Origin of the sequence: Acinetobacter sp. SwsAc4 (genome assembly GCF_013391535.1) — a bacterium.
Taxonomy (GTDB): domain Bacteria; phylum Pseudomonadota; class Gammaproteobacteria; order Pseudomonadales; family Moraxellaceae; genus Acinetobacter.
On sequence record NZ_JACAXC010000016.1, the window covers coordinates 13,442 to 37,254 of the forward strand.

The following is a 23,813-nucleotide window of genomic DNA, read 5'->3' on the forward strand; positions in this document are numbered from 1 at the left end:
GTTGAAAAAGCTTGGCTTCCAATTTTAACAGCATGATGTAATGAGGCTATTATGGGCAAAAATGTTGTGGTACTGGGTACCCAATGGGGCGACGAGGGTAAAGGTAAGATCGTCGACCTGCTCACAGATCAGGCGGCTGCGGTCGTACGCTATCAAGGTGGACACAATGCAGGTCACACACTTGTCGTCGGTGGTAAGAAGACTGTATTACACCTCATTCCATCAGGTATTTTACGTGAAAACGTATTGTGCTTAATCGGGAATGGTGTTGTTCTTTCTCCTGAAGCATTAATCAAAGAAATGGCAATTCTGGAAGCGGAAGGCGTACCTGTTAAAGAGCGTTTACGTATTTCACCAAACTGTCCTTTGATTTTGCCAAACCATATTGCATTAGACCAAGCACGTGAGAAAAAACGTGGTAATGCCAAAATTGGTACAACAGGTCGTGGCATTGGTCCAGCTTATGAAGATAAAGTTGCGCGTCGTGCTGTACGTGTAGCTGATTTAATTCGTGGTGGCGCATTACTTGAAGAAAAACTTAAGGAAATGCTAGAGCTGCATAACTTCCAACTTTCTCAATTCTATGGCGTTGATGAAGTTAAATTTGAAGATGTACTTGAGCTTTGTAATCAATGGCGTGAAGTGCTTGCACCATTAGTGATTGACGTGACTAAAGTGTTACATGATTACCGCAAAGAAGGTAAGTCAATTATGTTTGAGGGTGCTCAAGGTTCATTGCTTGACATCGATCATGGTACTTATCCGTTTGTAACAAGTTCGAATACAACCGCTGGTGGCGTAAGTTCTGGTTCTGGTATGGGTCCATTACATTTAGATTATGTATTAGGTATTACTAAAGCATATACAACACGTGTAGGTGCTGGTCCATTCCCAACTGAGTTGCATTACGATGCTGCTACAGATACTGGTGATGCGATTGGTCGTCATTTAGGTACTGTGGGGCACGAATTTGGTGCATCTACAGGTCGTCAACGTCGTTGTGGCTGGTTCGATGCTGAAATCCTACGTCGTTCAGTTGAAGTGAACTCATTGTCTGGTATTTGCTTGACTAAGCTAGATGTATTAGATGGTTTAGAAGAAATCAAGATCTGTGTAGGCTATGAAGATGTGGATTCAGGCTGTGCAGGTTCTTCTGATGCAATTTCATTTGAAAGCTTAAAACCAATCTATGAAACAATGCCAGGTTGGAGTGAGTCTACAGTAGGCTTAACTCAAATTGATCAACTTCCTGCAAATGCGTTAGCTTATGTAAAACGTCTTGAGCAGTTAATTGAATGCCCAATTGATATTGTTTCTACAGGTCCAGATCGTGCAGAAACCATTATTTTACGTCATCCATTTTCAGCTTAAACTGAATAGATAACGTCAAAAGCCTCTTTTTAAAAGGGGCTTTTTTATTTTTATGGATTTATATATCAAAAATCTCTAGCAAAAAATCAGCTTTTTATTCCAGTCATTGTTATTTCACAGAGTGGAAAATCCCCGTTATATTCACTCTACATTCAAACGAAGAGGGTTTTAACCATGACGAAAAAAACAATTCGCTATAATGGATGTGAACTGGCATGCCAATGTTAGGTTATATCAAGGCGATTAAAAAGGTACAAGCCAATTTTGATCAGGCGGGGAAAGGAATTGGTTTGAACATTTTAATACAATAAGAATAACCCTAAATGTTAAATAAAAAAACGAATAATAAATCTAGGGGAATCTACTGATTCCCTTATTTTTTCTAAAAATAAAACTGTTGTGCTTTGAAGTGGAGAGCACAGCAATTGTGATCGTTATAAATAATCGTATTGTGAGCTAAATAAAATGGTATTAGAATTTTAAATTGACAAGATATAAAAATGAAACGAGATCAGCAATGGCGGGTGGTTGGGCACGTGACGGTGCAGAGCAGGAGCAGATTGATGCAACAATTTATGATGCGATTGCAAAAGCAAGACAAGGTCTTTCTCATAATGAAGATGGAGAAGCCGCATTATATTGTGAAGAATGTGGCGAGCCCATTCCTCAAGCCCGCCGTGAAGCGATGAAAGGCGTGAAATATTGTATTCGTTGCCAGCAACAACTTGAGGAAAAGAGTAAGGCACTGGAACTATTTAATCGGCGGGGAAGTAAGGATAGCCAATTACGTTAAATCTTTTGCCTTATTAATCTTCTATCTCTTTCACAGCATTATATACAACGCTTGGCTTAATATTGAGCAACTTTTTGCCAAAGCTACGTAACCACCAAACCAGTTGAGAGGTAAAAGCGACTGTTGCACTAACCTCAACAATATTTTCTTCTAACGGCGTAATCTTTTGGTCTTTACTTAACTGACTTTCATAAAAGCTTTTTGCTGTACTTTCGGTCATCGTTAGTTTGAGCTGAATTTGTTCAGTCGGTTTGCTGTAATCTACACGGAAGCCCAACGCGCCTGATTCGATATAATTATCAATATCAAAATTTACGGGATGTAAAGCACGGCTATCAAGTACAGTTGCTGCTTTAAAGCGGTGCAAGGCAAAAGTTTGTACTTCAGTTTTGTCATTTCTGGTACAGATTAAATAAATTACTGCACCTTTTTGAACCAAAGCTAAAGGATTTAAAATATAGGATTTATCTTCGCCTGAATTGGTCCGTGCTCGATATATACATTCAATTTGTTTATCTTGTAGTAAGCCTTCATAAATTGCTTGTTGAGCTTGTTTATCAACCATCGGAGGGATTAATGGTTGCGAAGCAGGAACAATACGAACTCGATTGATCCATTGTCTGACATTGTTTTGTGTAGACAAACTACGTTTTGCCAGATCAAACCAAGGTGTCATTTCTTCAAGTAAACTTGGCGGAAGTAAGTGTCTTAAATGCTCTTCTACCATCATAAAGGTGACAGCTTGAGAGCTGGTCATATGTGGCAAGCTTTGGATGGGTGCATCTGAACGCCAACGCCAACCTTGCGGTACAGCCTTATTGCTTTCAATGGGAAAGCGTTGAGCAATCTGATTTAAATCCCGCTGAATGGTTCGAAGGCTAATTTCGATTCCTTCACGTTGTAATGTTTCTTGTAATTCACGTGTCCCCATCCATTTCCCTGTAGAAAGACGAGACAATATCTGCCATTGGCGATAAAGGCTATTGGAAGTTTCTTTTTCTTGTACGGATGACATAAGCGAAATACGTAATTTAATGGTCTAAAGCAGACACAATAAAAAAACTAGCACTATTTAGCAAGCCCAAGATCTTGAGATTACGTATTTACGACTGAAACAACTGTCGATTTATTGAATGATCTTAATCCTGATGAAAAAATAATCGTTTTATGTAAGTGGCATTGAAATTGCTTATTTGAGATATAAATAAATGATGAGACGAGGTTTCTATGTCAGAACAAGAACACAACCTACATGCCAGTGCGGATTATTATACTCAAGAGCAAACGGCAGCAGTATCAGTCCATTCGTCTACATTTATCCCACAGCTTAGTGTCAGCACAAACTTGTTTGAGCAGCTTAAATCTGAGTTTTTTAACGAGATGCTTGATGACAAAAGTTTTAATGCGGAAGCTTCGAAAAAAATTGAACAGTGGTTGAGTATTCGCAGCCTTGATGAGTTACGAACACTTGGGAATCAAGCGAAGCAACATTTCCTTTATCAGGGAATCACATTCAATGTGTATGGCGATCAAGAGGGTGCTGAGCGAACCATTCCTTATGATTTGATTCCAAGAGTGATTGAAAAGAAACAATGGGAAAAAATTTCATCAGGTTGTGCACAACGTGTGAAAGCACTCAATTCATTTTTAGATGATATTTATCATGGACAACATATTTTAAAAGAGGGGCTTATTCCTGCTGATCAAGTGATTGCACATGAAGCATTTCAGCCACATATGTTAAATCATCATCTTAAAGGGAAGGTTTATTCACAAATTAGCGGTATTGATATTATTCGTGATGGTCAGGGTGATTTCTTCGTACTTGAAGATAACTTGAGAACACCGTCTGGCGTATCTTATATGATTGAGAGCCGTAAGATTAGTCAAAAACTAATGCCTGATTTGTGCATCAGTAACAATTTGCAAGGCATAGAACAATACCCAACTTTATTAAGAGCAATTTTAGAAGAGAACGCTTATGTGGATAAGCCACTTATTGTGGTATTAACACCGGGTCGTTTTAACAGTGCTTATTATGAGCATTCATTTTTAGCACGAGAAATGGATGTGCCATTAGTCACGAGTCGAGATTTATTTGTTGAAAATGATCGAGTTTTTGTTAAAACAATTCGTGGTCGTCAGCAAGTTGATGTGATCTATCGCCGTGTCGATGATGACTTTCTTGATCCGTTAACTTTTAGACCTGATAGTACATTAGGAGTTGCAGGGTTGATGTCGGCTTATTTGCAAAAAAATGTTGTGATTGCAAACGCACCAGGTACAGGTGTTGCTGACGATAAATCAATTTATCCTTATGTTGATAAAATGATTCAATTTTATTTGGGTGAAACAGCAATTTTAAGTAATGTTCCGACATATCAATGTCGTGATCAAGAACACTTGGATTATGTACTTAGTAATTTAGAAAAATTGGTCGTGAAAGAAGCACAAGGTTCGGGTGGATATGGGATGTTGATTGGACCACAAGCAGATCAACAACAAATTGAACTATTTAGACAAAAAATTATTGAAACACCTCATTTGTATATTGCACAACCCACTCTGGCACTTTCTGTAGCACCAACATTAACGTCTGAAGGGGTTGCTGAACGACATATCGATTTGCGTCCATTCGTTTTGAGTTCGCCTTATCGTACTGAGATTGTGCCAGGAGGTCTGACTCGAGTTGCAATGCAAGCGGGTTCTTTAGTGGTTAATTCCTCTCAAGGCGGTGGTATCAAAGATACATGGGTTGTAGAAACATTGCATTCTTGAACGCTTTCCTTAAGAGTTTTAGTCCAAAGTCTCTAGCATAGTGCCGTACTTTGGGGATTTTGATCATATATAAGGGAGGAAATTTATGCTTTTACTTAGCTCAAGCGCTCATCATATTTATTGGTTAGGTCGTTATTTATTTAGAATTGGTCATGTTGCTAGCCATTTGCCATTTTGTGATGATGAACAAGCAGCAGATTTTGCTCAAGCGCTTTGTTTACATATCGATGATGCTGAGAATCTGAATAATTTTATGCTAGATCATCAACAACCCTATTCTTTATTGAGCCAGCTTGAGATTGCTCGAGATAATATTCAAGAATTACGTGGTTTACTGTCAGCTCAAACCTATGCTGAGCTGAATCATATAATTAAAAATGCAGTATCAGATGGTGAAGAGATTCAAGCCGTCGTAGGGAAGTGTTGTGCTCTTTTAAAAACAGAACAAAACGATGTTTTCTTATTCTTTCATGTTGGACAATGTATTGAAAAAATTGATACGCATTTCCGTTTTCAACATAATATTCAGGATGTTATAGCTTCGATTGATCCGATTATTGAACAGTTATTTGAACTAGGTTGGGATGACTTGCAGCCAAATTGGCAGATTTTAAAAGAGCAACCTAATTTAAATCAGTTTTATGCCTTTACCTATAACTTAGAAAATCAATTTGAGGCATTCTCATGAAACTCATGGTGAATCATCAAACGCACTATCGTTATACGCAAGTTGCTCGAAATAGTGTGCAATCGATTAAAATGATGCCGCAGAGTTCTATGCACCAAAGCATAGAAAACTGGCATATTAGTGTGCCTGGGCAATATTCATGTCAAAGAGACGCATTTAATAATTTATGGATCACTGCAACTCAGAGACATGAATATCGCTACTTGACCATTATGGCGCAAGGTGTCGTTGATTTATATGCAACAGAACTCGGCTATGTAGAAACGGATGTTTCTCCAATGCTTTTTTTGCAGCGTACCATGATGACGTGTTGCGATCTAAGTATGCTTGATTTTGCTCAGGCGGTGGTCAAAGTAAAAGATCGTAAGCATTTAATACTTTTATCTGAGAAAATTTTACAACAAGTTCAGTACCAGCCTGAGACCACCTCAGTGACGACTGCTGCAATTGATGCATTTCATGCAAGACAAGGTGTATGTCAAGATCATGCACATATTTTAATTGCAATGTGCCGTGGATTACATTTACCAGCTCGTTATGTGTCTGGCTATATATATGATGCAAATCAACCGCACCTAGCCAGTCATGCATGGGCTGAGGTTTTTGTAGAAAATGAGTGGTATTGTTTCGATGTAAGTAACCAGATATTTACCCCCCAAAATCATATTTATGTCGCAGTTGGTCGTGATTATCTAGATGTTGCACCAATTCGAGGTATCCGTGAGCAAGGTGGGGTGGAAAGTATGATATCTACGGTTCAAGTTTTGGCTTGTTGAAGGTAAGAGAAGAAGAGATGACCTATTGTTGTGCATTAAGATTAGAGCAAGGTTTGGTATTGATTAGTGATACTCGAACTAATGCAGGGGTCGATCATATTTCTGTATTTCGTAAATTACATACCTTTGGTGTTGAAGGTGAGCGTTTTATTGCATTGCAAACAGCAGGTAATTTAGCAACAACACAAGCTGTTATTGGTCATTTACAAAATGCTTTAGCATTACATCAAGAGCCAAATTTATATAGCGCAAATACCATGTTTGAAGTTGCTGAATTAATTGGAAAGACTTTGCGTAAGGTACTCGAGGATGTTACGACTGATACTCAGGAACAGATGAACTACTCGTGTAGTATTTTGGTGTGTGGGCAGATACAGGGCGAGGAAATGCAATTGTATAATGTCTATCCACAAGGTAATTTTATCTGTGCGACTACCGATACCCCATATTTCCAGATTGGTGAAAGTAAGTATGGAAAGCCAATTTTAGATCGTGCACTGCACTATACGATGCCATTAGATGATGCGTTACGTTGCAGTTTGATCTCTTTTGATTCAACATTAAGGTCTAATGTTTCTGTCGGATTGCCTTTAGACGCGTTGGTTTATCATAAAGATAGTTTTAAAATTCCTGAAGGGAAACGCATCCGAGAAGATGATCCTTATTTTACTCAGATTAGTAAGCAATGGTCTGAAACCTTACGCCGTGGACTTCAAGAGTTACCAAAGCCTACGACTGATTATGGTTTGTAATCATATAAGAAAAAATCCAAGCAAAGGCTTGGATTTTTTATCTGTTTTAAATCACTTTTCGAATGGGTCTATTGCTTAACCGACATAATAATTCGTAACCAATCGTGCCATTTGCCGCAGCGACATCATCGACGAGTCGATGTTTGCCCCATAGTTCTACTTTAGTACCTAATTCAGCTTTAACCTGAGTAACGTCAATCGCAATCATATCCATACTGACACGACCAATAACAGGAACAAGTTGTTCATCAATCGCAACGAAATTTGGTTTGATATATGCTCTTGGATAACCATCACCATAGCCAATGGAGACAATGGCAATATTCATAGGCTGTGTTGCTGTAAACGTTGAACCGTAACCTACAGATTCGCCTTGTTGAATTTGATTAAGCGCAATGATTTCTGCACTAAAGGTCATTACAGGCTTTAAATCGAGTTCATTTACATTTTTGTCAGCAAATGGACTTGCGCCATAAAGCATGATACCTGGGCGAACAAAATCGAAATGCAATTCAGGATATTTATAGATCGCAGCAGAGTTACAGCATGATGCAAAGATAGGGGCACATGCTTCTTTGACATGGAGAAATTGCTGCTTTTGTTGTTCATTTAAAGGGTGATCGGCATCTACATTGGCAAAATGCATAGTAAGGACACAGCTAAAGCCTTCTGATTTTAAACGTTGAATGACATCGATAATTTCAGTCACTTTAAAGCCTAAACGGTTCATTCCGCTATTTAGCTTGACCCACACTTTTAAGCCCAAAGCATTATAAGCTTGTTTATGCTGAATCAACCATTCAACTTGTTGACTTTGATGAATCAGGCATTCGAGTTTGTACTCAATTACTTGTTGCATTTCGTCTTCTGAAAATATGCCCTCAATCAAAGTGATGAGTTGAGAATATCCCAGTTGCCTGATCTCTAAAGCTTCTTCTAAACAGGCGACACCAAAGGCGTCTGTGGCATCCAAGGCGGCTAAACAGTCTTTAACTCCATGTCCATAAGCATTTGCTTTGACCATACTAACAATTTGTGAATGTGGAGCAAGTTGTTTAACGCGGTTTAAATTATATTGTAGTGCATCACTATCAATATAAACTGTTGCTTGGCGCACCCTGATTTCTCCTTTGGGTCGACATGGAAAGTTTTTAAGGCAGATCAATAACCGAGGGATTATTCCTCGTCATCGTATTGAGCATAGAACTCAGGTGAAAGGTTACTAAAGCGAGTGTATTGACCTTCAAAGGCAAGACGAACTGAACCAATTGGACCATTACGTTGTTTACCGATAATAATTTCGGCTGTACCAGCTTCTTTAGACTCTTTGTTATAGACTTCATCACGATAAATAAACATGATCAAGTCGGCATCTTGCTCGATTGCGCCTGATTCACGTAAGTCTGACATGACAGGGCGTTTATTTGGTCTGTTCTCCAAACTACGGTTAAGCTGAGACAGTGCAATGACAGGGCATTGCATTTCTTTAGCTAGTGCTTTTAAGCTTCGAGAAATCTCCGAAATCTCACCCACACGGTTATCGCCCATACCCGGCACTTTCATTAATTGTAAGTAGTCGACCATGATACAGCCGATTTTTCCATCATGCATTTTGGCAATACGTCGCGCACGCGCACGAAGTTCGGTTGGTGGTAGGGCAGAGGAATCATCGATATAGAGGTGCATTTCTTGTAATTGAAGAATAGTTCCTGTGACTTTGGTCCATTCATCTGCATCGAGATTACCTGAACGTAGATGACCCTGATGGACTTTACCCATTGCTGAGATCAAACGCATAGCAATCGAGTCTGCTGGCATCTCCATTGAGAATACGAGAGCAGGTAAGCGGTTGTATTGCAGTACACTTTCAACTAAGTTCATGGCGAAGGTGGTTTTACCCATCGAAGGACGGGCTGCAACAATAATCAAATCCCCAGCTTGCATACCTGAGGTTTTATTATCTAACTCTAAGAAACCTGTGGTTAAACCTGTAATATTGCCGTCTAATTTAGAAAGTTCATCGAGTTTAGAAATCACATCAGCAGTGACAGAGCTAATCGATTTTGGTCCTGAATCTTTCTTGTTGTTGTTATGTTGTTCGGCCAAAGAGAAAATACTGGTTTCGGCTAAATCTAGGATTTCACTGACAGGGCGACCTTTGGTGTCATAAGCATTTTGCAAAATATCACTACTGACTTTAATCATTGCGCGTAGTGTTGAAAATTCTTTAATTTTATTGGCGTAGATTTCAAGATTGTAAAAGCTTGAAGGTGAATCTGCCATCAATTGCATTAAATATTCTTCACCACCAATTGCATCAAGCAGGTTTTGTTTGAGTAACCAATCATTGACCAATACAGCATCATAAGGCGAGTTTTCTTGCGCTAGTTTTTCGATGGCACGATAAATATATTTATGACGTGTTGCATAAAAATCATTTTCTTTAAGTAAATCGCTGACTTGTTCAAATGATTCGGCAACCGTCATTAATGCCGCGAGCACAGCTTGCTCAATTGCGAGATTGTGCGGTGGTGTACGAAATTCTTTTAATTGACCTGAGTCACTCACTTTACTCTCTGTGTTTGGAGAATTTTTCGTAAAATTGGCATTCGCCTGTGACATAACAAGACCTAGTAAAAAAGATGAAACTGTAACGACTGACTATCTTAATCCAAATGGACGCAGACAGGAGAATTTAATTGGAAGAAAATTGTTTAATTGCTGGAAAAGTAGGGTGTACTAAAATATAAAATTTTAGGCATAAAAAAAGAGCATGTAAAAACATGCTCTTTTCTTTGCAGAAATTACTCAGATACGATAGTAACGAGAACTTCAGCAACAACATCATGATGCAATTGGATTGCGATGTTGAATTCACCAGTGTGACGAAGCGCACCGTTTGGTAAACGAACTTCTACACGATCTACTGCTAGACCAGCGTTCGTTAAAGCGTCAGCGATATCACGAGTACCGATAGAACCGAAAAGTTTACCTTCATCACCAGCTTTAGCAGTGATAACGATATTTACTTCGTTCAATTGTTCAGCACGTGCATTCGCAGCAGCTAAAATAGCAGCTTCTTGTTTCTCAAGTTCAGCACGACGAGCTTCAAATGCAGCAGTATTTGCTTCAGTTGCAGCTACAGCTTTACCTTGAGGGATCAAGAAGTTACGACCGTAACCAGCTTTAACTGATACTTTGTCGCCTAATTTACCAAGATTCTTAATGCGTTGTAATAAGATAACGTCCACAGCTCACCTCACTTACTTATGGTTGTCAGTGTACGGAATCAAAGACAAATAGCGAGCTTGTTTAATAGCTAACGCTAATTGACGTTGATAACGAGCTTTAGTACCTGTAATACGGCTAGGAACAATCTTGCCGTTTTCAGTGATGTACTGTTTTAAAGTGTCGATATCTTTGTAGTCGATGTACGCAACATTCTCAGCTGTAAAGCGGCAGAACTTGCGACGACGGTAAAAACGTGCCATTGAGGTTCTCCTTATTCAGCTTCTTGAATTGCTTGTTGTGCTTCTTCACGTTGAGCTTTACGCGCACGTTTCTCTTCAGCACTCTTAGCAAGTAAAGATTCTTCAGTAATTGCGTGTTCACGACGGATGATGATGTTACGAATGATTGCATCGTTATAACGGAACAATTCTTCTAATTCATCAAGAGTCGTTTGACCACATTCAACATTCATAAGAATGTAGTGTGCTTTGTGAATCTTGTTGATTGGGTAAGCCAATTGGCGACGGCCCCAATCTTCTAAACGGTGAATTTGACCTTCAGCTTCTTTGATCTGAGAGATATAGCGTTCAACCATACCTACAACTTGATCGCTTTGGTCTGGGTGTACCAATAGTACGATTTCGTAGTGACGCATTGTCAGCTCCTTACGGTTTAAGCAGCCCCCAACTAAAAAGTCAGAAGCAAGGAGTCATAACTAAAAAGTTATGTCGCAAATTGCGAAGCTGGGATTTTAGACACATTTCATTTAAATCGCAAGTAAATTCATGTTTTAGATCGAAGTAAAAAGATGATATAGCCTTTAAAATAAGGATCTTTTTGTTTTGTACTATTCCCGAACCATGTTCCATGTTGTACCAGCCCAACTTTATAGGGCAAGCGCAGGGCAGAGATACGTTTTAAATATTCAGGATAATTCGGGATTGTGGTCGTACCCTGATAAGTCTGGATCACCAGTTCATCAATATTTTGCCTAAAAAGTGTTAAGGTGTTCTGGTCTTTAAAATTGGTCCAGTCCAGTAATCCTGTAATACTGAGCCGATATTGTTGGGGTAATTTCTGCCTGAGTTTTTGTAGAAAAATGGCATAGTCTTTCAAGCTGTTGGTTTTACTATCAAAATCAATTTGAATGCCTTGAACCTGATTGCCCTGATTTCTCCAGTGTTCCAATCGATTGAGAATGGTTTGGTAATTTTGTTCATTCCACGCCAAATGATGGGTTCGGAAAACCAGCCATATTTTTTGATGGGGTAATTTCAGTATGGATACGCCTTGCGGTGTGAAAGTTGAAATCTGTTTTGATTTGGAATAACGGATTTCACCTTGTAAAATATACAGTTCCTTTGCATGAACCAGATAAGGGGCTGTCTGAATATCACCCCAAATCCAGAAAGAAGCAAAATCATTGGCATCAACTTTTGAAGTTGCTGATTGTGTCGGTTGGCAGGCATTCAGGCTAAAAACCAGAAAAATACAGAAAACCGTTTTAAGCAACTTCATGGCTAAAAGTTACCAATAATATTTAAGTGATTTTGCCCAAGTACTGTTTGGATAGTCTCTTTTGATCTGGTCATACCATTGTTTACGAACTGGCTTACTCACTTCTGCATCACCACAATCATTGATTCCACTGGGTGCATAACATTGAATCGAACGATATAAGGCATAGGCGTGTAAATCATCTTTACTAGATGATTTTAGAATGTCTTTATATACCTGACCACGGGAAAATATTTTTCCCGAAAAACTGGATTGTTGCTGTTCAGCATAAGCCAACTGTTGTACTGAATAACCTTGTTCACTACGGAAATATTCACCTAAGCAAACATTTAATAATGGATCTTTAGGTGTCTGAGCCAGTTGATTAACTAAAGTCTCTAAATTTGAGCATTTTAGTTGTGGTGTAATGTTTGCTCCATTCCAAATGAAATTAGAAAAATCTGGCTTATTCTTCAATTGTTCATTGTCACTGTTATAACCTTGATATTGCATGGGATTTTTGGGCATAAAAGCATAGCTTTGTTTAAACAATTCGAATTGTTGATGTACTAAGCTTTTACTTAGAAGGGTGTAGATCGCAGCTTGTTTTTGATCTATGTTGCTTTGATCAGATTGAATAATTTTTTGCAAACTGTTTGTATTTGCGATTTGAGTAATAAAATTTCTCTGTAGGTTCGGCTGAGTAATTTGAGCTTTTTTTCCTATAAATGCTGAATAGTCCTGTTTTATTGCCAAATGATTGGATAATGCTGTTTCAAATAAACCGCGTTGATAGCTGTCTTTGGCTTGTACAAGTTGCTGACGCCAATATTCTTCAGCAGTTTGGTTTTGACCGAGTTTTTCCAATATTTGACCTTTTAAAAAAGTTTGGCTCAGTTGTAAATAATTATTATTTTTAGTATTTGACTTTGGCAAATAATTTAAAGCATCTTGGGGTTTATTCTGAATAAAAAATAAATGAATCGCTCTTAAATAGTTAAATAATTCAGGTTGAGTTCTAAAGAAATCTTTTTGTGCATTAAGTTGAGACCACGTAATAGGTTGGTAATGTTCAGTTTTGTAGTCACGCATATTCATTAAATTATATATCGTCAAGAAAAAAGGGTCCTTGAGATTTTTGAGTTCAAATGAATTGCTACTAAAAATACGTCTATCAATTTCAGCAGGAAGTTGTCCCATATCTAAATTGTAAAATTTAGATTTAGGATTTTGAATTTGCCATACGATCTCATTGACTAAAAGATCTTGGCGTTTAGATAACCAAAAACCACGACGTAAAAATCCACGCGCACTTGCTACATAACGACCATTAGGATAAGCATTTAGATAGTTCGTGATATGACTTAAGAACTGTTTTAGTAAATTTTGATTAATATTATCAAGGTATACATCACCGTATTGATCAACACCTGTTGCATAAGCTGAATTGAGTGTCGTCCGAATCAACATATATAGAGCTGTTTCTTTCAACCATGCATCTTCAACCGAAGTTAATACCGTAAAAATTTTCGTAGAAGATGAATAGTTAGCATTATAAAACAAAATACTCGCATTTAAATAAGATGCGTATTGACGCGTGGTTGTTGACCAATTTGGATCGATAGAGATCAATGCAATTTTATTGTCACATTGATTCATCTTCTTGCGTTCGTTGATCAGAACAAGCTTTTCATTTGCTGGAATTAGTTTATGGGTTTTAACTTGATCAATAAAAGCATTGTTGCCTGAATTAAAACTGTAACAACGTTCATCAAATATGATTTCGTCTTTTACTGCTAATTCATTTCTCTGATTCTGAATTTTATTCTTCGTTGCCAATGATACATTTGCAGCATCAAATGGCACAGAACCAAAAGTCGCATCCCATAAGTTTTGATCTATAGGCATTGGTTCGATTTCAGCTAGACCCAAATCGCTTAGTAATAAGGCAGTATTAGTTTGACTATCGTTTGAAGGATATAGAACAGGTAAATTACTGCAACCATTTAGATCGCGATCATCTAAGTGTAGATTTGGTTCACAGATATTTTCAGCTCCAGCATAAATACTTTGAGCTTGAATAGAAATTGCTGTGATAAAAGTATAAAAAATGGGTTTTAAAATCGATATATTTTGAAGTTTCATTTAGGCAATAAAGTATGAATGTTTTTATTGCACGAAATGATAACAATTGAAGCAGAGAATAAAAAGATAGAGGTTCCTCTATCTTTTTAGAAAATAGGGAAGGTGGGTGCAGGACTATTAAAAGTAAAACTGAAACTTAAACTAATTACAGTAATCAAAATCACTGAAAATAAGAAAAAGCGTTTTGCCCAAAGTTGGTCATTTTCAGCTTTAAAACCTAAAATACCAATGTAGAACCAGTATGCACACAGTAAATTACAAATCACCAAGAATACAATATTGGTATATCCATAAACATATAAACCATTCATCGCAATAGTAAATAAAATCACATAAATTAAGGATTCTATTTTCGTGCGTAGAATAGAGCGTGCTACAGGTAAAATTGGTACTCCTGCGTTTTTGTAATCTTCAAAACGATAAATCGCAATTGCCCATGAATGCGGCATTTGCCATAAGGCATATGCAATAAAAATGAGAAGAGCAGCCATATCGAAATGATGACTTACAGCCGTATAACCAATAACAGGAGGACTCGCTCCAGAAATACTACCAATTACGGTCTGATGGATTGTGGTACGTTTTGTCCACAAACTATAAAACCCAACATAAACCACAAAACCAATCACAGCGAATAAAAATGCATAGGCATTCACATAGAACCAGAGCATGCTAAAACCAATCACACCTAATACAAGAGCATAAAACATTGCAATAGTAGGAGATATTGTTTTCTTAACAAGAGCACGATTCATTGTGCGTTGCATTTTCTGATCGATGTCTTGATCAATAACATTATTGACTACACAACCAGAAGCAACCACAAAAGTTGTTCCAAGTAATGTAATTAATAATAAGAGGAAGTCTATAGAGCCTTGGGCGGCTAAAAAGAAGCCGCCCAAGGTGGTAATGAAATTACCGAAGAGAATTCCTGGTTTAGTCAGGAATAAATACTTTTTAAACATGACGACCAGTTTAGATCATCATGTTGTAGTGTAGGTAGTTCATTACCCACACAGAACCAATTAAAAGAACAGCAATGGTCAGGATTGTATAAACAAATGCAATCAAGTTCCAGCGCTGCTCAGATGAGGTGTTCATGTGCAGGAAATACACAAGCTGTACAATAACCTGAGCAATAGCAGTGATTGCAATGACCGTAACCAGCATACCGCGCCCAAAACCACCCACCATTACCATCCCAAATGGAATGATAGTGAGAATGATAGAGAGGATAAAACCAATGGTGTACTGTTTTGTATTGCCGTGTGCTGCACCTGAGGTATTGTGGTCATGACTGCTCATTAGAGAACTCCCAGTAAGTAAACGACGCTGAATACACAGATCCAAACGATGTCAAGGAAGTGCCAAAACAAGCTTAGACAAGCCAGACGACGTGTATTCGGCAGAGTCAAACCATTCTTCTTGATCTGGTACATCAATACCAGCATCCACACTAAACCAGAGGTTACGTGGATACCGTGTGTACCAACTAAAGTAAAGAATGCTGATAAGAACGCACTATGAGTTGGACCATGGCCAGCATGTACAAGGTGCTGGAATTCATAAATTTCCATCCCAATGAACGTTGCACCAAATAAGAAAGTAACAAACAACCAAGCAATCACTTGATTGACATTCTTTTTATAAGATGCAAGTACTGCAAATCCGAATGTTACCGAAGAGATCAACAGGGCAAAAGTTTCGGTTAATACAAAACCTAAAGAATCACCAAAAAGATCTTTCGCACTTGGAGTACCAGGTGGAACATGACTGTTTAGTACGGCGAACGCAATGAAGAGTGATCCGAAAAGAATCAAGTCACTCATCAGGTACGTCCAAAAACCGAAGACCGTTAAGTCGGTATCATCGTGTTCATGATGACCGTCATGACCATGGTTGTCGTGATGAAGTACTTCAGCCATATCTTTAGTCCTTCTTCAAGTGTTTTTCAAGTAACGCATAGCGTTCATTTTCAATACGCTCTACTTCAGCAGCAGGAACGTAGTAGTCCACATTCTTGGTGAATGAGCTTACGATCAAGCTAATGATAGCAGCAACGAATGAAACAACGACCAGCCACCAAATATGCCAAATCAGTGCAAAACCAAGTACGGTAATGAACATGGCAATGACGAAACCAGCCGCACGGTTGGTTGGCATATGAATGTCTTCATATTTAGTATTGCGAGCGTATGCTACACCATTTTCTTTATCAACCCAAAAGCGGTCAATACCATCTGCCTGAGGAAGATGTGCAAAGTTATAGAATGGTGCAGGCGAAGAAGTTGCCCATTCAATCGTACGACCATCCCAGGCATCGCCTGTATAGTCCATGTTGTCCTTGCGTTGCAGGAAGCCAACGATAACTTGCATAAGGAAACATGCAATACCAATTGCAACAAGAACTGCACCGAACAATGCGATTGCTAAGTATGGATCCCATTCTGGGTTGTCATATGTATTCAAACGACGAGTCATACCCATGAAACCAAGGATATAGAGTGGCATGAACGCAAAATAGAAACCAAAGAACCAGAACCAGAATGACGCTTTACCCCAGAACTCATTGAGCTTCCAGCCAAACATTTTTGGCCAGTAATATGTGATTCCTGCAAACATTGCAAAGACCACACCACCAATAATCACGTTATGGAAGTGAGCGATCAAGAAGAGTGAGTTGTGTACAAGGAAGTCCGCAGGTGGAACAGCCATAAGTACGCCAGTTAAACCACCGATACCAAACGTCACAAGGAAACCAAGTGTCCAAAGCATCGGGGTAGTATAAGTAATGCGACCTTTATACATGGTGAATAACCAAGAGAAGATTTTCACACCTGTAGGAATCGCAATAATCATGGTCATGATACCGAAGAACGCATTCACGTTCGCACCAGCACCCATGGTGAAGAAGTGGTGAAGCCATACGACAAGAGATAGTCCACCAATGGCAACTGTCGCATACACCATAGACTTGTAACCGAACAACGCTTTACGGGAGAACGTTGCTACGACTTCTGAATATATACCAAATGCTGGTAATACTAGGATGTATACTTCTGGGTGACCCCATGTCCAGATCAGGTTCACGTAAAGCATTGGACTACCGCCAAGCTCATTGGTGAAGAAATGGAAATCGAAATAACGGTCTAGTGTCAACATTGCAAGTGTACCTGTTAATACAGGGAATGTTGCAATGATTAAAATGACAGTAATAAGGGCAGTCCAAGTAAAGATTGGCATGTCCATTAGTTTCATGCCAGGTGCACGCATCTTGATGATGGTCACAAAGAAGTTAACACCCGTTAATAGTGTACCGAGACCCGAAATCTGAAGTGCCCAAATATAGTAGTCAACACCCACACCAGGAGAGTACTGAATGCCAGACAGAGGAGGATAAGCTAACCAACCAGTCGCAGCAAACTCACCGAGTACCAGTGATGCCATCATCAAACCAGCAGCACCAGCGAATAACCAGAAGCTTAAAGAGTTCAATAATGGGAATGCCACGTCACGCGCACCGATCTGCAATGGTACAACGACGTTCATTAAGCCAACAACAAGACCCATTGCCACGAAGAAGATCATAATCACACCGTGCGCGGTGAAAATTTGATCGTAGTGGTCTGGGTGTAGATAGCCTTCACCGCCGCCTTTGGCAAGGAAAAGCTGTAAACGCATCATGATCGCATCGGCGAAACCACGCACAAGCATGACTACGGAGATAAGGATATACATGATACCAATTTTTTTATGGTCTACAGAGGTAAACCATTCATTCCACAAATATCCCCATTTTTTGAAATAGGTAATACCGCCTAGAACTGCAATGCCACCAAGTGCCATCATGACCATGGTGACGAGTACGATTGGCTCTGTTGGAATAGAGTCCCAACCCAGTTTACCAAAAATCATATCCATGTCTTATTCCCCTCGAGCAGCATGTTCTGCTGCAACATGAGTTTCTGCTGTCGCATGTCCAGCAGAGTGGTCAGCGCCGTGAAAATTACTCATGTAATGGTTGATGATTGTTTCAAACAATTTCGGCTCAACTGAAGAGTAATAGGTCACAGGGTGAGGCTTGGTTGGGAACGGTTTCATCGCTTCAGCTTTGGCAAGCGCTTCTGCATCACCAGCAGCCTTGGCACGATCAATTAAGTGTTCGATCTGGTGTTTAGAACGATCACCATCTTTAAGCGTTGCGAACTCAGCTTGATCAAGCGTACCTTTTTGAATGGCTTCAGGATTGATACTTGTACCATTACCCGCTTTAACAGCTTCTACCCATTGTGCAAATTCTGACTCGGTGACACTATGCGCCTTGAAACGCATTTGAGAGAAACCGTAGCCTGAATAGTTTGCTGAAATACCTCGGAATACACCAGGATCATTTGCCAGTAAGTTCAACTGGGTTTGCATGCCTGCCATGGCATAGACTTGACCACCTAACTGTGGAATGAAGAATGAGTTCATTGTGAAGTTAGAAGTAATCTTAAAATTGACAGGTATTTTTTCTGGGAAGCGTATTTCGTTTACCGTTGCAATTTCTTGCTCAGGATAGATAAAGACCCATTTAAACTGCTCAGCGATGGCTTGAATTGTTAAAGGTGCTTTGTCTGATTCTAACGGGCGGTAAGGGTCGTACTTGTGGGAACCCCACCAAGCCAACCAAGCTAAAATACCGATAATAATGACAGGTACACCCCAAACAACAATCTCAATTGTCGTAGAGTGTGCCCAAGTAGGTTTATAGTCTGCATCTTTATTCGATGCGCGATATTTCCAACCAAACCATAATGCCATGATAATTGATGGAATCACCACCAACAGCATTAAATAGACAGCGGTCATCATCAGGCTACTTTGGCCTTGACCGACTGGTCCTTTTGAGTTTAGAAGTACCATATCACCGCCACACCCTGTCAAGAGCGCAGCCATCGTTGATAAAGACAATACAGCTAAAATCGTTTGTCTCATTTTACAACCTCGGTGAAGAGTCCCATTCCCTAAATTAAATTATGGGATAGCGATTAAAGTGTCGCATGATTGATAAGAATTTTTTGTGAATTGCTTGGCAATCATGCGACACCGCTACGTTGTAGGGCATTATGCCTCATATTGAAAAACTAAGCTACTGATAAAGTAGTCTGAAATACTTGTTTTAAAACTCGATTTATTTTGTAGGAATTGTTGTTGAAATGTGTATTTTTTCTATAAATATCAATTTTATAGAGCAAAAAAGAGGAATAAATCCTCTTTTGCTTAGTTAATTAAAAATTATTGCTTTACGACCTTAGTTTTTGCCAATTTATCGTGCAAAGTTTGGCGATTTTTATTAAATGCAAAGAAAGCATAGTCGATAATGGTAATAAATGGCATAAACAATAAATTCAGAATGATAAATAAAGCACTTCTCAACCAAAAAGCTCTAATCGTATTGACTGCCGTATGTGTTTCAGCATCTACGATTTTAATTTTGGTTGTTTTTTTACCAATGCTTTGTCCAGACTTCGCAATTAAAAAAGCTTGCAGCATCAGCATTAGGATCAAATAAACAAAAATACTCATCCATGCTTCATTTGGAATAAGCTGCATAAGTTGATGTTGCAACTCAACTGCTTCACTTGAAGCGACTTGGCTTGCTTGTAATTGCTTTTGAATTTTAAATAATTCTGTGTACTGGCTTTCGTTAAAGAAAAAAGATGGTATAGCAGCCATCGGAAGCCAAAGAGTTAAGTCAATCACCTTAGCGAGTGCACGAGAATGAAATGAGGCGAGTTCAAATGTTTTTTGTTCAACTTTAATTTTAAAAGTTGACTGCTCAGTTTGATTGTTAATTTGATGATTGAATGATGAATAACCTACAGGTTCGTAGACAAGTTTTCCTTGAGTGAGTTCGCCAAGAGTTTTCCATTCACTCATACCTTCGTGCCAAACCAAGTCTGTAAGTAATACTTGTTGGCTAGACAGCATTTGGTTCAATTGGTCTAAACTATAAGGTCCAGCTTGTTGGTTATTACGAGCCAAGTAAATTTGCATAATTAAAAATTCTCAATGACTAAAGATGAAAAAAGACCCTACGAAAGGGTCTTTTTTTTAAAAGACTAGGCTTTCTTGATTTGTTCTTCAGCAAGGAAGAACCAAGTATCAAGCACTGAGTCAGGGTTAAGTGACACAGATTCAATACCTTGTTCCATGAGCCATTTAGCAAGGTCAGGGTGGTCTGAAGGACCTTGACCACAAATACCAACGTATTTTCCTGCTTTACGGCATGCATGAATTGCCATAGAAAGAAGGGCTTTAACCGCTGGATCACGCTCATCAAATAAGTGAGATACGATACCAGAATCACGGTCAAGACCAAGTGTTAATTGTGTTAAGTCATTTGAACCAATTGAGAAACCATCAAAATGTTCAAGGAACTGTTCAGCCAATAAAGCATTGGTTGGAAGCTCACACATCATAATGATTTTGAGGCCATTTTCACCACGTTTTAAACCATTTTGAGCAAGCAACTCAATCACACGTTTTGCTTCAGACACTGTACGCACGAATGGAATCATGATTTGAATATTGGTTAAACCCATTTCATCACGGGCTTTCTTCAAAGCACGGCACTCAAGCTCAAAACAGTCACGGAAGTTGTCAGATACGTAACGACTTGCACCTCGGAAACCCAACATCGGGTTTTCTTCTTCTGGCTCGTATAATTTACCGCCGATTAAGTTTGCATATTCATTTGACTTAAAGTCAGACATACGAACGATGACTGGTTTTTCCGCAAATGCAGCTGCAAGTGTTGAAATACCTTCAACTAATTTTTCTACATAGAATTCGATTGGCGAAGAATAACCTGATGTACGTGTCATTACAGCAGCACGCGTTTCACGTGGTAGGCTGTCAATATTGAGAAGCGCTTTAGGATGTACACCGATCATACGGTTAATGATGAATTCAAGACGTGCAAGACCAATCCCTTCATTTGGAATTTGAGCAAAGTCGAATGCACGGTCTGGATTACCAACATTCATCATAATCTTAAATGGAAGTTTTGGCATTGAGTGAATTGAGTTACGTTGCACCTCAAAATCTAATGCGCCTTCATAGATAAAGCCTGTATCACCTTCAGCACACGAAACAGTGACTTCTTGACCATCGGTTAATACTTCTGTTGCATTACCACAACCTACGATTGCTGGTACACCTAACTCACGTGCAATGATTGCAGCGTGACAAGTACGGCCACCACGATTGGTCACAATCGCTGCGGCGCGTTTCATGACTGGCTCCCAATCTGGGTCAGTCATGTCTGATACAAGTACATCACCGTCTTGTACTTTATCCATTTCTTTAATCGAAGTTACGACACGAACTTTGCCCGAACCGATACGTTGACCAATTGAACGACCTTCACAAATAACTGTACCACGTTGTTTTAATAGGTAACGTTCCATTGTGCCGACATTTTGACGGCTTTTAACAGTTTCAGGACGTGCTTGAACGATGTAGATTTGACCATCATCACCATCTTTCGCCCATTCGATGTCCATTGGCGAACCGTAATGTTGTTCAATAATCAATGCTTGTTTAGCAAGTTCATGTAATTCATGATCATTTAATGCGAATTGTTGACGCTCTGGTTTTTCTACATCAACCACAACAACGGATTTACCTGCAGCGCCTTCTTCACCATAAATCATTTTTTGGTGTTTAGAACCGAGATTGCGGCGTAAAACTGAGTGTTTACCTGCATTTAACAATGGTTTTGACAAATAGAATTCGTCAGGGTTAACAGCTCCCTGAACAACCATTTCACCCAGACCGTATGATGCAGTAATAAATACCACATCACGGAAACCAGATTCTGTGTCAAGCGTAAACATTACACCTGCAGCACCAGTCTCTGAACGAACCATACGTTGTACACCCGCAGATAGGGCAACAACACTGTGTTCAAAACCTTGGTGTACACGGTAAGCGATGGCACGGTCATTATAAAGCGAAGCAAAAACTTCTTTAATTGCGATAAGAACGTTATCAATTCCGCGAATGTTTAAGAAAGTTTCTTGTTGTCCTGCAAAAGAAGCATCAGGTAAATCTTCTGCAGTCGCAGAAGAACGTACAGCAACAGCGATGTCTGGATTACCGTTTGAAAGTGCTGTAAACGCGTCACGAATTTCTTGTTCTAAATTAGCAGTAAGTGGAGTATCAACGATCCATTTACGGATTTTAGCACCTGTCTCTATAAGTGCGTTTACATCATCAACATTTAGCTGCTCAAGTTCAGCCTGAATTCGAGCATTTAAGCCGCTTTGATCCAAGAACTCACGATAGGCAGCTGCAGTTGTTGCAAAACCACCAGGTACCGATACACCAGCATTGGATAAATGGCTGATCATTTCACCCAAAGATGAGTTTTTCCCACCTACGAGTTCGACATCGTGTTTCCCTAATTTTTCCAGACCGATTACGCGCGCTTCCAAAGTATTTACTCCACTTTTTTTGCAGTATGAATGACCATCATTGGTATGAAATTATACGAATGTGCTTAGATTTAGTATTTTACTAAGCGACAGTCATGTTAGATGAGTTTACTATAAAGATTATAGAGCACTAAGACAAATGTTTAAGGAGAATTTTGATGCCCGAAAGTAAACAAATTAAACGGAGTGTATTTTTTATTTCGGATGGTACTGCAATTACCGCAGAAACCCTTGGACATTCACTACTTGCGCAATTTCCGAATGTCGATTTTGATATTCATATTATGCCTTATATTACCACTGAAGAAGCTGCAATGAATGTGGTGGTTGACATCAATGGATGCCAATCAAGAGATGGATGTTTACCACTTGTTTTTGACACATTGGTAGACCCACATGTCCGTGAAATTATTAATACAGCTAAAGCCGTAAATTTGGATGTTTTCGAGGGATTGATTAGTAAACTTGAGCAAGAGTTGGGGACACCACCGACAACTTTAGTTGGACAGACCCATGCTGTAACAGATTCTGAATCTTATAAGGCTCGTATTGATGCAGTACATTTTGCATTAGACAATGATGATGGTGCTCGAACTCGTCATTATGATAAAGCTGACTTGATTTTAGTTGGCGTTTCTCGATCTGGGAAAACACCAACCTCGATTTATTTATCATTACAGTTTGGAATTCGTGTTGCGAACTATCCTTTAACTGAAGAAGATTTAGATGATAATCGTCTACCTGCTGTGCTACGAGCACATAAAAATAAGCTCTTTGGTCTAATGATTGATGCTGAGCGATTGGTCGCTATTCGTAGCGAACGAAAAGCCAATAGTCGTTATGCAAGTTTTAGTCAGTGCCAAATGGAATTACGTGCCATAGAGGGTATTTATATTTCTGAAGGTATTAAGTATTTGAACGTCACTGAAATGTCGATTGAAGAAATTTCAACGCGTATTTTACAGTTGACTGGTTTAAAACGTCGTATTGGCTAAATAGTATCTTTAAATGAGAAGCGTAGAGGATGGGCTACGCTTTTTTATTTTGAAGAAATAAGATTGGGAACCTCTAAAGCACTGCTTGATGCCATTCAGGTCGATTTTGACTGTAAAAACCATGAAAGCTCGGATGAGACACTTGATGACATCCGTACAGACAAAAGCTTGAAGAATAATATTGATATTATGTTGCTGGATAAAAACTATAAACCTCAAGGAAAGTATCTACGTTACGGCAAGAAAAACACCTCCTATCAATAAATACATGGGCGTGGTGAAATAAGCATTGCGGAACGAGGCA

General features: G+C 39.1%; 23 protein-coding genes. 8 read left to right on the plus strand and 15 right to left on the minus strand.

The annotated features are described in order from the left end of the window. The first annotated feature begins 51 nt into the window (after positions 1 to 51). Together HYG88_RS09120 and HYG88_RS09125 are read left to right on the plus strand one after the other, a co-directional pair. A complete protein-coding gene (locus HYG88_RS09120; RefSeq protein ID WP_005160977.1) occupies positions 52 to 1,371 on the plus strand; it encodes an adenylosuccinate synthase in 1,320 nt (439 codons plus the stop codon). Positions 1,372 to 1,888: 517 nt separating this feature from the next. After that, positions 1,889 to 2,164, plus strand: a complete 276-nt coding sequence (locus HYG88_RS09125) for a DksA/TraR family C4-type zinc finger protein (protein ID WP_005160973.1) — start codon at positions 1,889 to 1,891, stop codon at positions 2,162 to 2,164. 13 nt (positions 2,165 to 2,177) lie between these two features. On the opposite strand, the gene HYG88_RS15180 is transcribed toward HYG88_RS09125, so the two are convergent. Continuing rightward, positions 2,178 to 3,179: a YafY family protein gene (locus HYG88_RS15180; RefSeq protein WP_005160970.1), complete on the minus strand. Its 1,002-nt coding sequence runs from the start codon at positions 3,177 to 3,179 to the stop codon at positions 2,178 to 2,180. A gap of 212 nt (positions 3,180 to 3,391) precedes the next feature. On the opposite strand from HYG88_RS15180, the gene HYG88_RS09135 reads away from it, so the two are divergent. The 4 genes from HYG88_RS09135 to HYG88_RS09150 all read left to right on the plus strand — a co-directional run bounded on the left by HYG88_RS09135 (position 3,392) and on the right by HYG88_RS09150 (position 7,158). Continuing rightward, positions 3,392 to 4,942: a circularly permuted type 2 ATP-grasp protein gene (locus HYG88_RS09135; protein WP_005160967.1), complete on the plus strand. Its 1,551-nt coding sequence runs from the start codon at positions 3,392 to 3,394 to the stop codon at positions 4,940 to 4,942. An 85-nt stretch (positions 4,943 to 5,027) separates the two neighbouring features. After that, positions 5,028 to 5,630: an alpha-E domain-containing protein gene (locus HYG88_RS09140; protein WP_005160963.1), complete on the plus strand. Its 603-nt coding sequence runs from the start codon at positions 5,028 to 5,030 to the stop codon at positions 5,628 to 5,630. Beyond that, a complete protein-coding gene (locus HYG88_RS09145) occupies positions 5,627 to 6,406 on the plus strand; it encodes a transglutaminase family protein (protein WP_005160960.1) in 780 nt (259 codons plus the stop codon). Before HYG88_RS09140 ends, HYG88_RS09145 begins: the two co-directional genes overlap by 4 nt. 17 nt (positions 6,407 to 6,423) lie before the next feature. Next, complete coding sequence (locus HYG88_RS09150) at positions 6,424 to 7,158, plus strand: proteasome-type protease (RefSeq protein ID WP_005160957.1); 735 nt, start codon at positions 6,424 to 6,426, stop codon at positions 7,156 to 7,158. A 46-nt stretch (positions 7,159 to 7,204) separates the two neighbouring features. Here HYG88_RS09150 and alr read toward each other — a convergent pair whose 3' ends face one another. The 14 genes from alr to ppsA all read right to left on the minus strand — a co-directional run bounded on the left by alr (position 7,205) and on the right by ppsA (position 22,514). Continuing rightward, the gene (alr, locus tag HYG88_RS09155; RefSeq protein ID WP_005160954.1) at positions 7,205 to 8,275 is read right to left on the minus strand and encodes an alanine racemase; all 1,071 of its coding nucleotides are present in this window, start codon (positions 8,273 to 8,275) and stop codon (positions 7,205 to 7,207) included. Positions 8,276 to 8,334: 59 nt separating this feature from the next. Further along, complete coding sequence (dnaB, locus tag HYG88_RS09160) at positions 8,335 to 9,780, minus strand: replicative DNA helicase (RefSeq protein WP_004661364.1); 1,446 nt, start codon at positions 9,778 to 9,780, stop codon at positions 8,335 to 8,337. Positions 9,781 to 9,962: 182 nt separating this feature from the next. Continuing rightward, the gene (rplI, locus tag HYG88_RS09165) at positions 9,963 to 10,409 is read right to left on the minus strand and encodes a 50S ribosomal protein L9 (protein ID WP_178882969.1); all 447 of its coding nucleotides are present in this window, start codon (positions 10,407 to 10,409) and stop codon (positions 9,963 to 9,965) included. Positions 10,410 to 10,421: 12 nt separating this feature from the next. Next, the gene (gene rpsR, locus HYG88_RS09170; RefSeq protein ID WP_000090661.1) at positions 10,422 to 10,649 is read right to left on the minus strand and encodes a 30S ribosomal protein S18; all 228 of its coding nucleotides are present in this window, start codon (positions 10,647 to 10,649) and stop codon (positions 10,422 to 10,424) included. An 11-nt stretch (positions 10,650 to 10,660) separates the two neighbouring features. Continuing rightward, on the minus strand, positions 10,661 to 11,044 hold the full coding sequence (rpsF, locus tag HYG88_RS09175; protein ID WP_004654408.1) for a 30S ribosomal protein S6: 384 nt from the start codon (positions 11,042 to 11,044) through the stop codon (positions 10,661 to 10,663). Between the two features lie 128 nt (positions 11,045 to 11,172). Then, positions 11,173 to 11,907, minus strand: coding sequence for a DUF3142 domain-containing protein (locus tag HYG88_RS09180; RefSeq protein ID WP_005160950.1), 735 nt, complete (start codon positions 11,905 to 11,907; stop codon positions 11,173 to 11,175). A gap of 9 nt (positions 11,908 to 11,916) precedes the next feature. Next, on the minus strand, positions 11,917 to 14,031 hold the full coding sequence (locus HYG88_RS09185; protein ID WP_005160946.1) for a hypothetical protein: 2,115 nt from the start codon (positions 14,029 to 14,031) through the stop codon (positions 11,917 to 11,919). An 86-nt stretch (positions 14,032 to 14,117) separates the two neighbouring features. After that, positions 14,118 to 14,996, minus strand: a complete 879-nt coding sequence (cyoE, locus tag HYG88_RS09190) for a heme o synthase (RefSeq protein ID WP_005160941.1) — start codon at positions 14,994 to 14,996, stop codon at positions 14,118 to 14,120. Positions 14,997 to 15,006: 10 nt separating this feature from the next. Then, positions 15,007 to 15,336: a cytochrome o ubiquinol oxidase subunit IV gene (gene cyoD, locus HYG88_RS09195; RefSeq protein WP_005160938.1), complete on the minus strand. Its 330-nt coding sequence runs from the start codon at positions 15,334 to 15,336 to the stop codon at positions 15,007 to 15,009. Further along, complete coding sequence (cyoC, locus tag HYG88_RS09200; protein ID WP_005160935.1) at positions 15,336 to 15,956, minus strand: cytochrome o ubiquinol oxidase subunit III; 621 nt, start codon at positions 15,954 to 15,956, stop codon at positions 15,336 to 15,338. Before cyoC ends, cyoD begins: the two co-directional genes overlap by 1 nt. A gap of 4 nt (positions 15,957 to 15,960) precedes the next feature. Beyond that, positions 15,961 to 17,952, minus strand: a complete 1,992-nt coding sequence (gene cyoB / locus HYG88_RS09205) for a cytochrome o ubiquinol oxidase subunit I (protein ID WP_005160934.1) — start codon at positions 17,950 to 17,952, stop codon at positions 15,961 to 15,963. Positions 17,953 to 17,955: 3 nt separating this feature from the next. Next, entirely contained in the window at positions 17,956 to 19,008 is a 1,053-nt protein-coding gene (cyoA, locus tag HYG88_RS09210) for a ubiquinol oxidase subunit II (protein WP_005160931.1), read from the minus strand. A gap of 300 nt (positions 19,009 to 19,308) precedes the next feature. Next, positions 19,309 to 20,070 carry an RDD family protein gene (locus HYG88_RS09215; RefSeq protein WP_005160930.1) on the minus strand — a complete coding sequence of 254 codons (762 nt, stop codon included), beginning with the start codon at positions 20,068 to 20,070 and terminating at the stop codon, positions 19,309 to 19,311. 65 nt (positions 20,071 to 20,135) lie between these two features. Further along, a complete protein-coding gene (gene ppsA / locus HYG88_RS09220; protein WP_004661374.1) occupies positions 20,136 to 22,514 on the minus strand; it encodes a phosphoenolpyruvate synthase in 2,379 nt (792 codons plus the stop codon). A 158-nt stretch (positions 22,515 to 22,672) separates the two neighbouring features. On the opposite strand from ppsA, the gene HYG88_RS09225 reads away from it, so the two are divergent. Next, positions 22,673 to 23,509: a pyruvate, water dikinase regulatory protein gene (locus HYG88_RS09225; RefSeq protein ID WP_004661375.1), complete on the plus strand. Its 837-nt coding sequence runs from the start codon at positions 22,673 to 22,675 to the stop codon at positions 23,507 to 23,509. A gap of 63 nt (positions 23,510 to 23,572) precedes the next feature. Then, positions 23,573 to 23,773 (plus strand): hypothetical protein, encoded by a 201-nt coding sequence (locus HYG88_RS09230; protein ID WP_034602717.1) that lies wholly within the window; start codon positions 23,573 to 23,575, stop codon positions 23,771 to 23,773. Positions 23,774 to 23,813 lie beyond the last annotated feature (40 nt).

Coding starts and splice junctions, on each gene's coding strand:
- HYG88_RS09135 (WP_005160967.1), top strand. CDS start 3,392: ATGTCAGAACAAGAACACAACCTACATGCCAGTGCGGATTATTATACT.
- cyoB (WP_005160934.1), bottom strand. CDS start 17,952: ATGGATATGATTTTTGGTAAACTGGGTTGGGACTCTATTCCAACAGAG.
- rpsF (WP_004654408.1), bottom strand. CDS start 11,044: ATGCGTCACTACGAAATCGTACTATTGGTACACCCAGACCAAAGCGAT.
- dnaB (WP_004661364.1), bottom strand. CDS start 9,780: ATGTCACAGGCGAATGCCAATTTTACGAAAAATTCTCCAAACACAGAG.
- HYG88_RS09120 (WP_005160977.1), top strand. CDS start 52: ATGGGCAAAAATGTTGTGGTACTGGGTACCCAATGGGGCGACGAGGGT.
- HYG88_RS09140 (WP_005160963.1), top strand. CDS start 5,028: ATGCTTTTACTTAGCTCAAGCGCTCATCATATTTATTGGTTAGGTCGT.
- HYG88_RS09180 (WP_005160950.1), bottom strand. CDS start 11,907: ATGAAGTTGCTTAAAACGGTTTTCTGTATTTTTCTGGTTTTTAGCCTG.
- HYG88_RS09225 (WP_004661375.1), top strand. CDS start 22,673: ATGCCCGAAAGTAAACAAATTAAACGGAGTGTATTTTTTATTTCGGAT.
- cyoD (WP_005160938.1), bottom strand. CDS start 15,336: ATGAGCAGTCATGACCACAATACCTCAGGTGCAGCACACGGCAATACA.
- cyoA (WP_005160931.1), bottom strand. CDS start 19,008: ATGAGACAAACGATTTTAGCTGTATTGTCTTTATCAACGATGGCTGCG.
- HYG88_RS09150 (WP_005160957.1), top strand. CDS start 6,424: ATGACCTATTGTTGTGCATTAAGATTAGAGCAAGGTTTGGTATTGATT.
- HYG88_RS09215 (WP_005160930.1), bottom strand. CDS start 20,070: ATGCAAATTTACTTGGCTCGTAATAACCAACAAGCTGGACCTTATAGT.
- HYG88_RS09145 (WP_005160960.1), top strand. CDS start 5,627: ATGAAACTCATGGTGAATCATCAAACGCACTATCGTTATACGCAAGTT.
- HYG88_RS15180 (WP_005160970.1), bottom strand. CDS start 3,179: ATGTCATCCGTACAAGAAAAAGAAACTTCCAATAGCCTTTATCGCCAA.
- cyoC (WP_005160935.1), bottom strand. CDS start 15,956: ATGGCTGAAGTACTTCATCACGACAACCATGGTCATGACGGTCATCAT.
- HYG88_RS09185 (WP_005160946.1), bottom strand. CDS start 14,031: ATGAAACTTCAAAATATATCGATTTTAAAACCCATTTTTTATACTTTT.
- rpsR (WP_000090661.1), bottom strand. CDS start 10,649: ATGGCACGTTTTTACCGTCGTCGCAAGTTCTGCCGCTTTACAGCTGAG.
- cyoE (WP_005160941.1), bottom strand. CDS start 14,996: ATGTTTAAAAAGTATTTATTCCTGACTAAACCAGGAATTCTCTTCGGT.
- HYG88_RS09125 (WP_005160973.1), top strand. CDS start 1,889: ATGGCGGGTGGTTGGGCACGTGACGGTGCAGAGCAGGAGCAGATTGAT.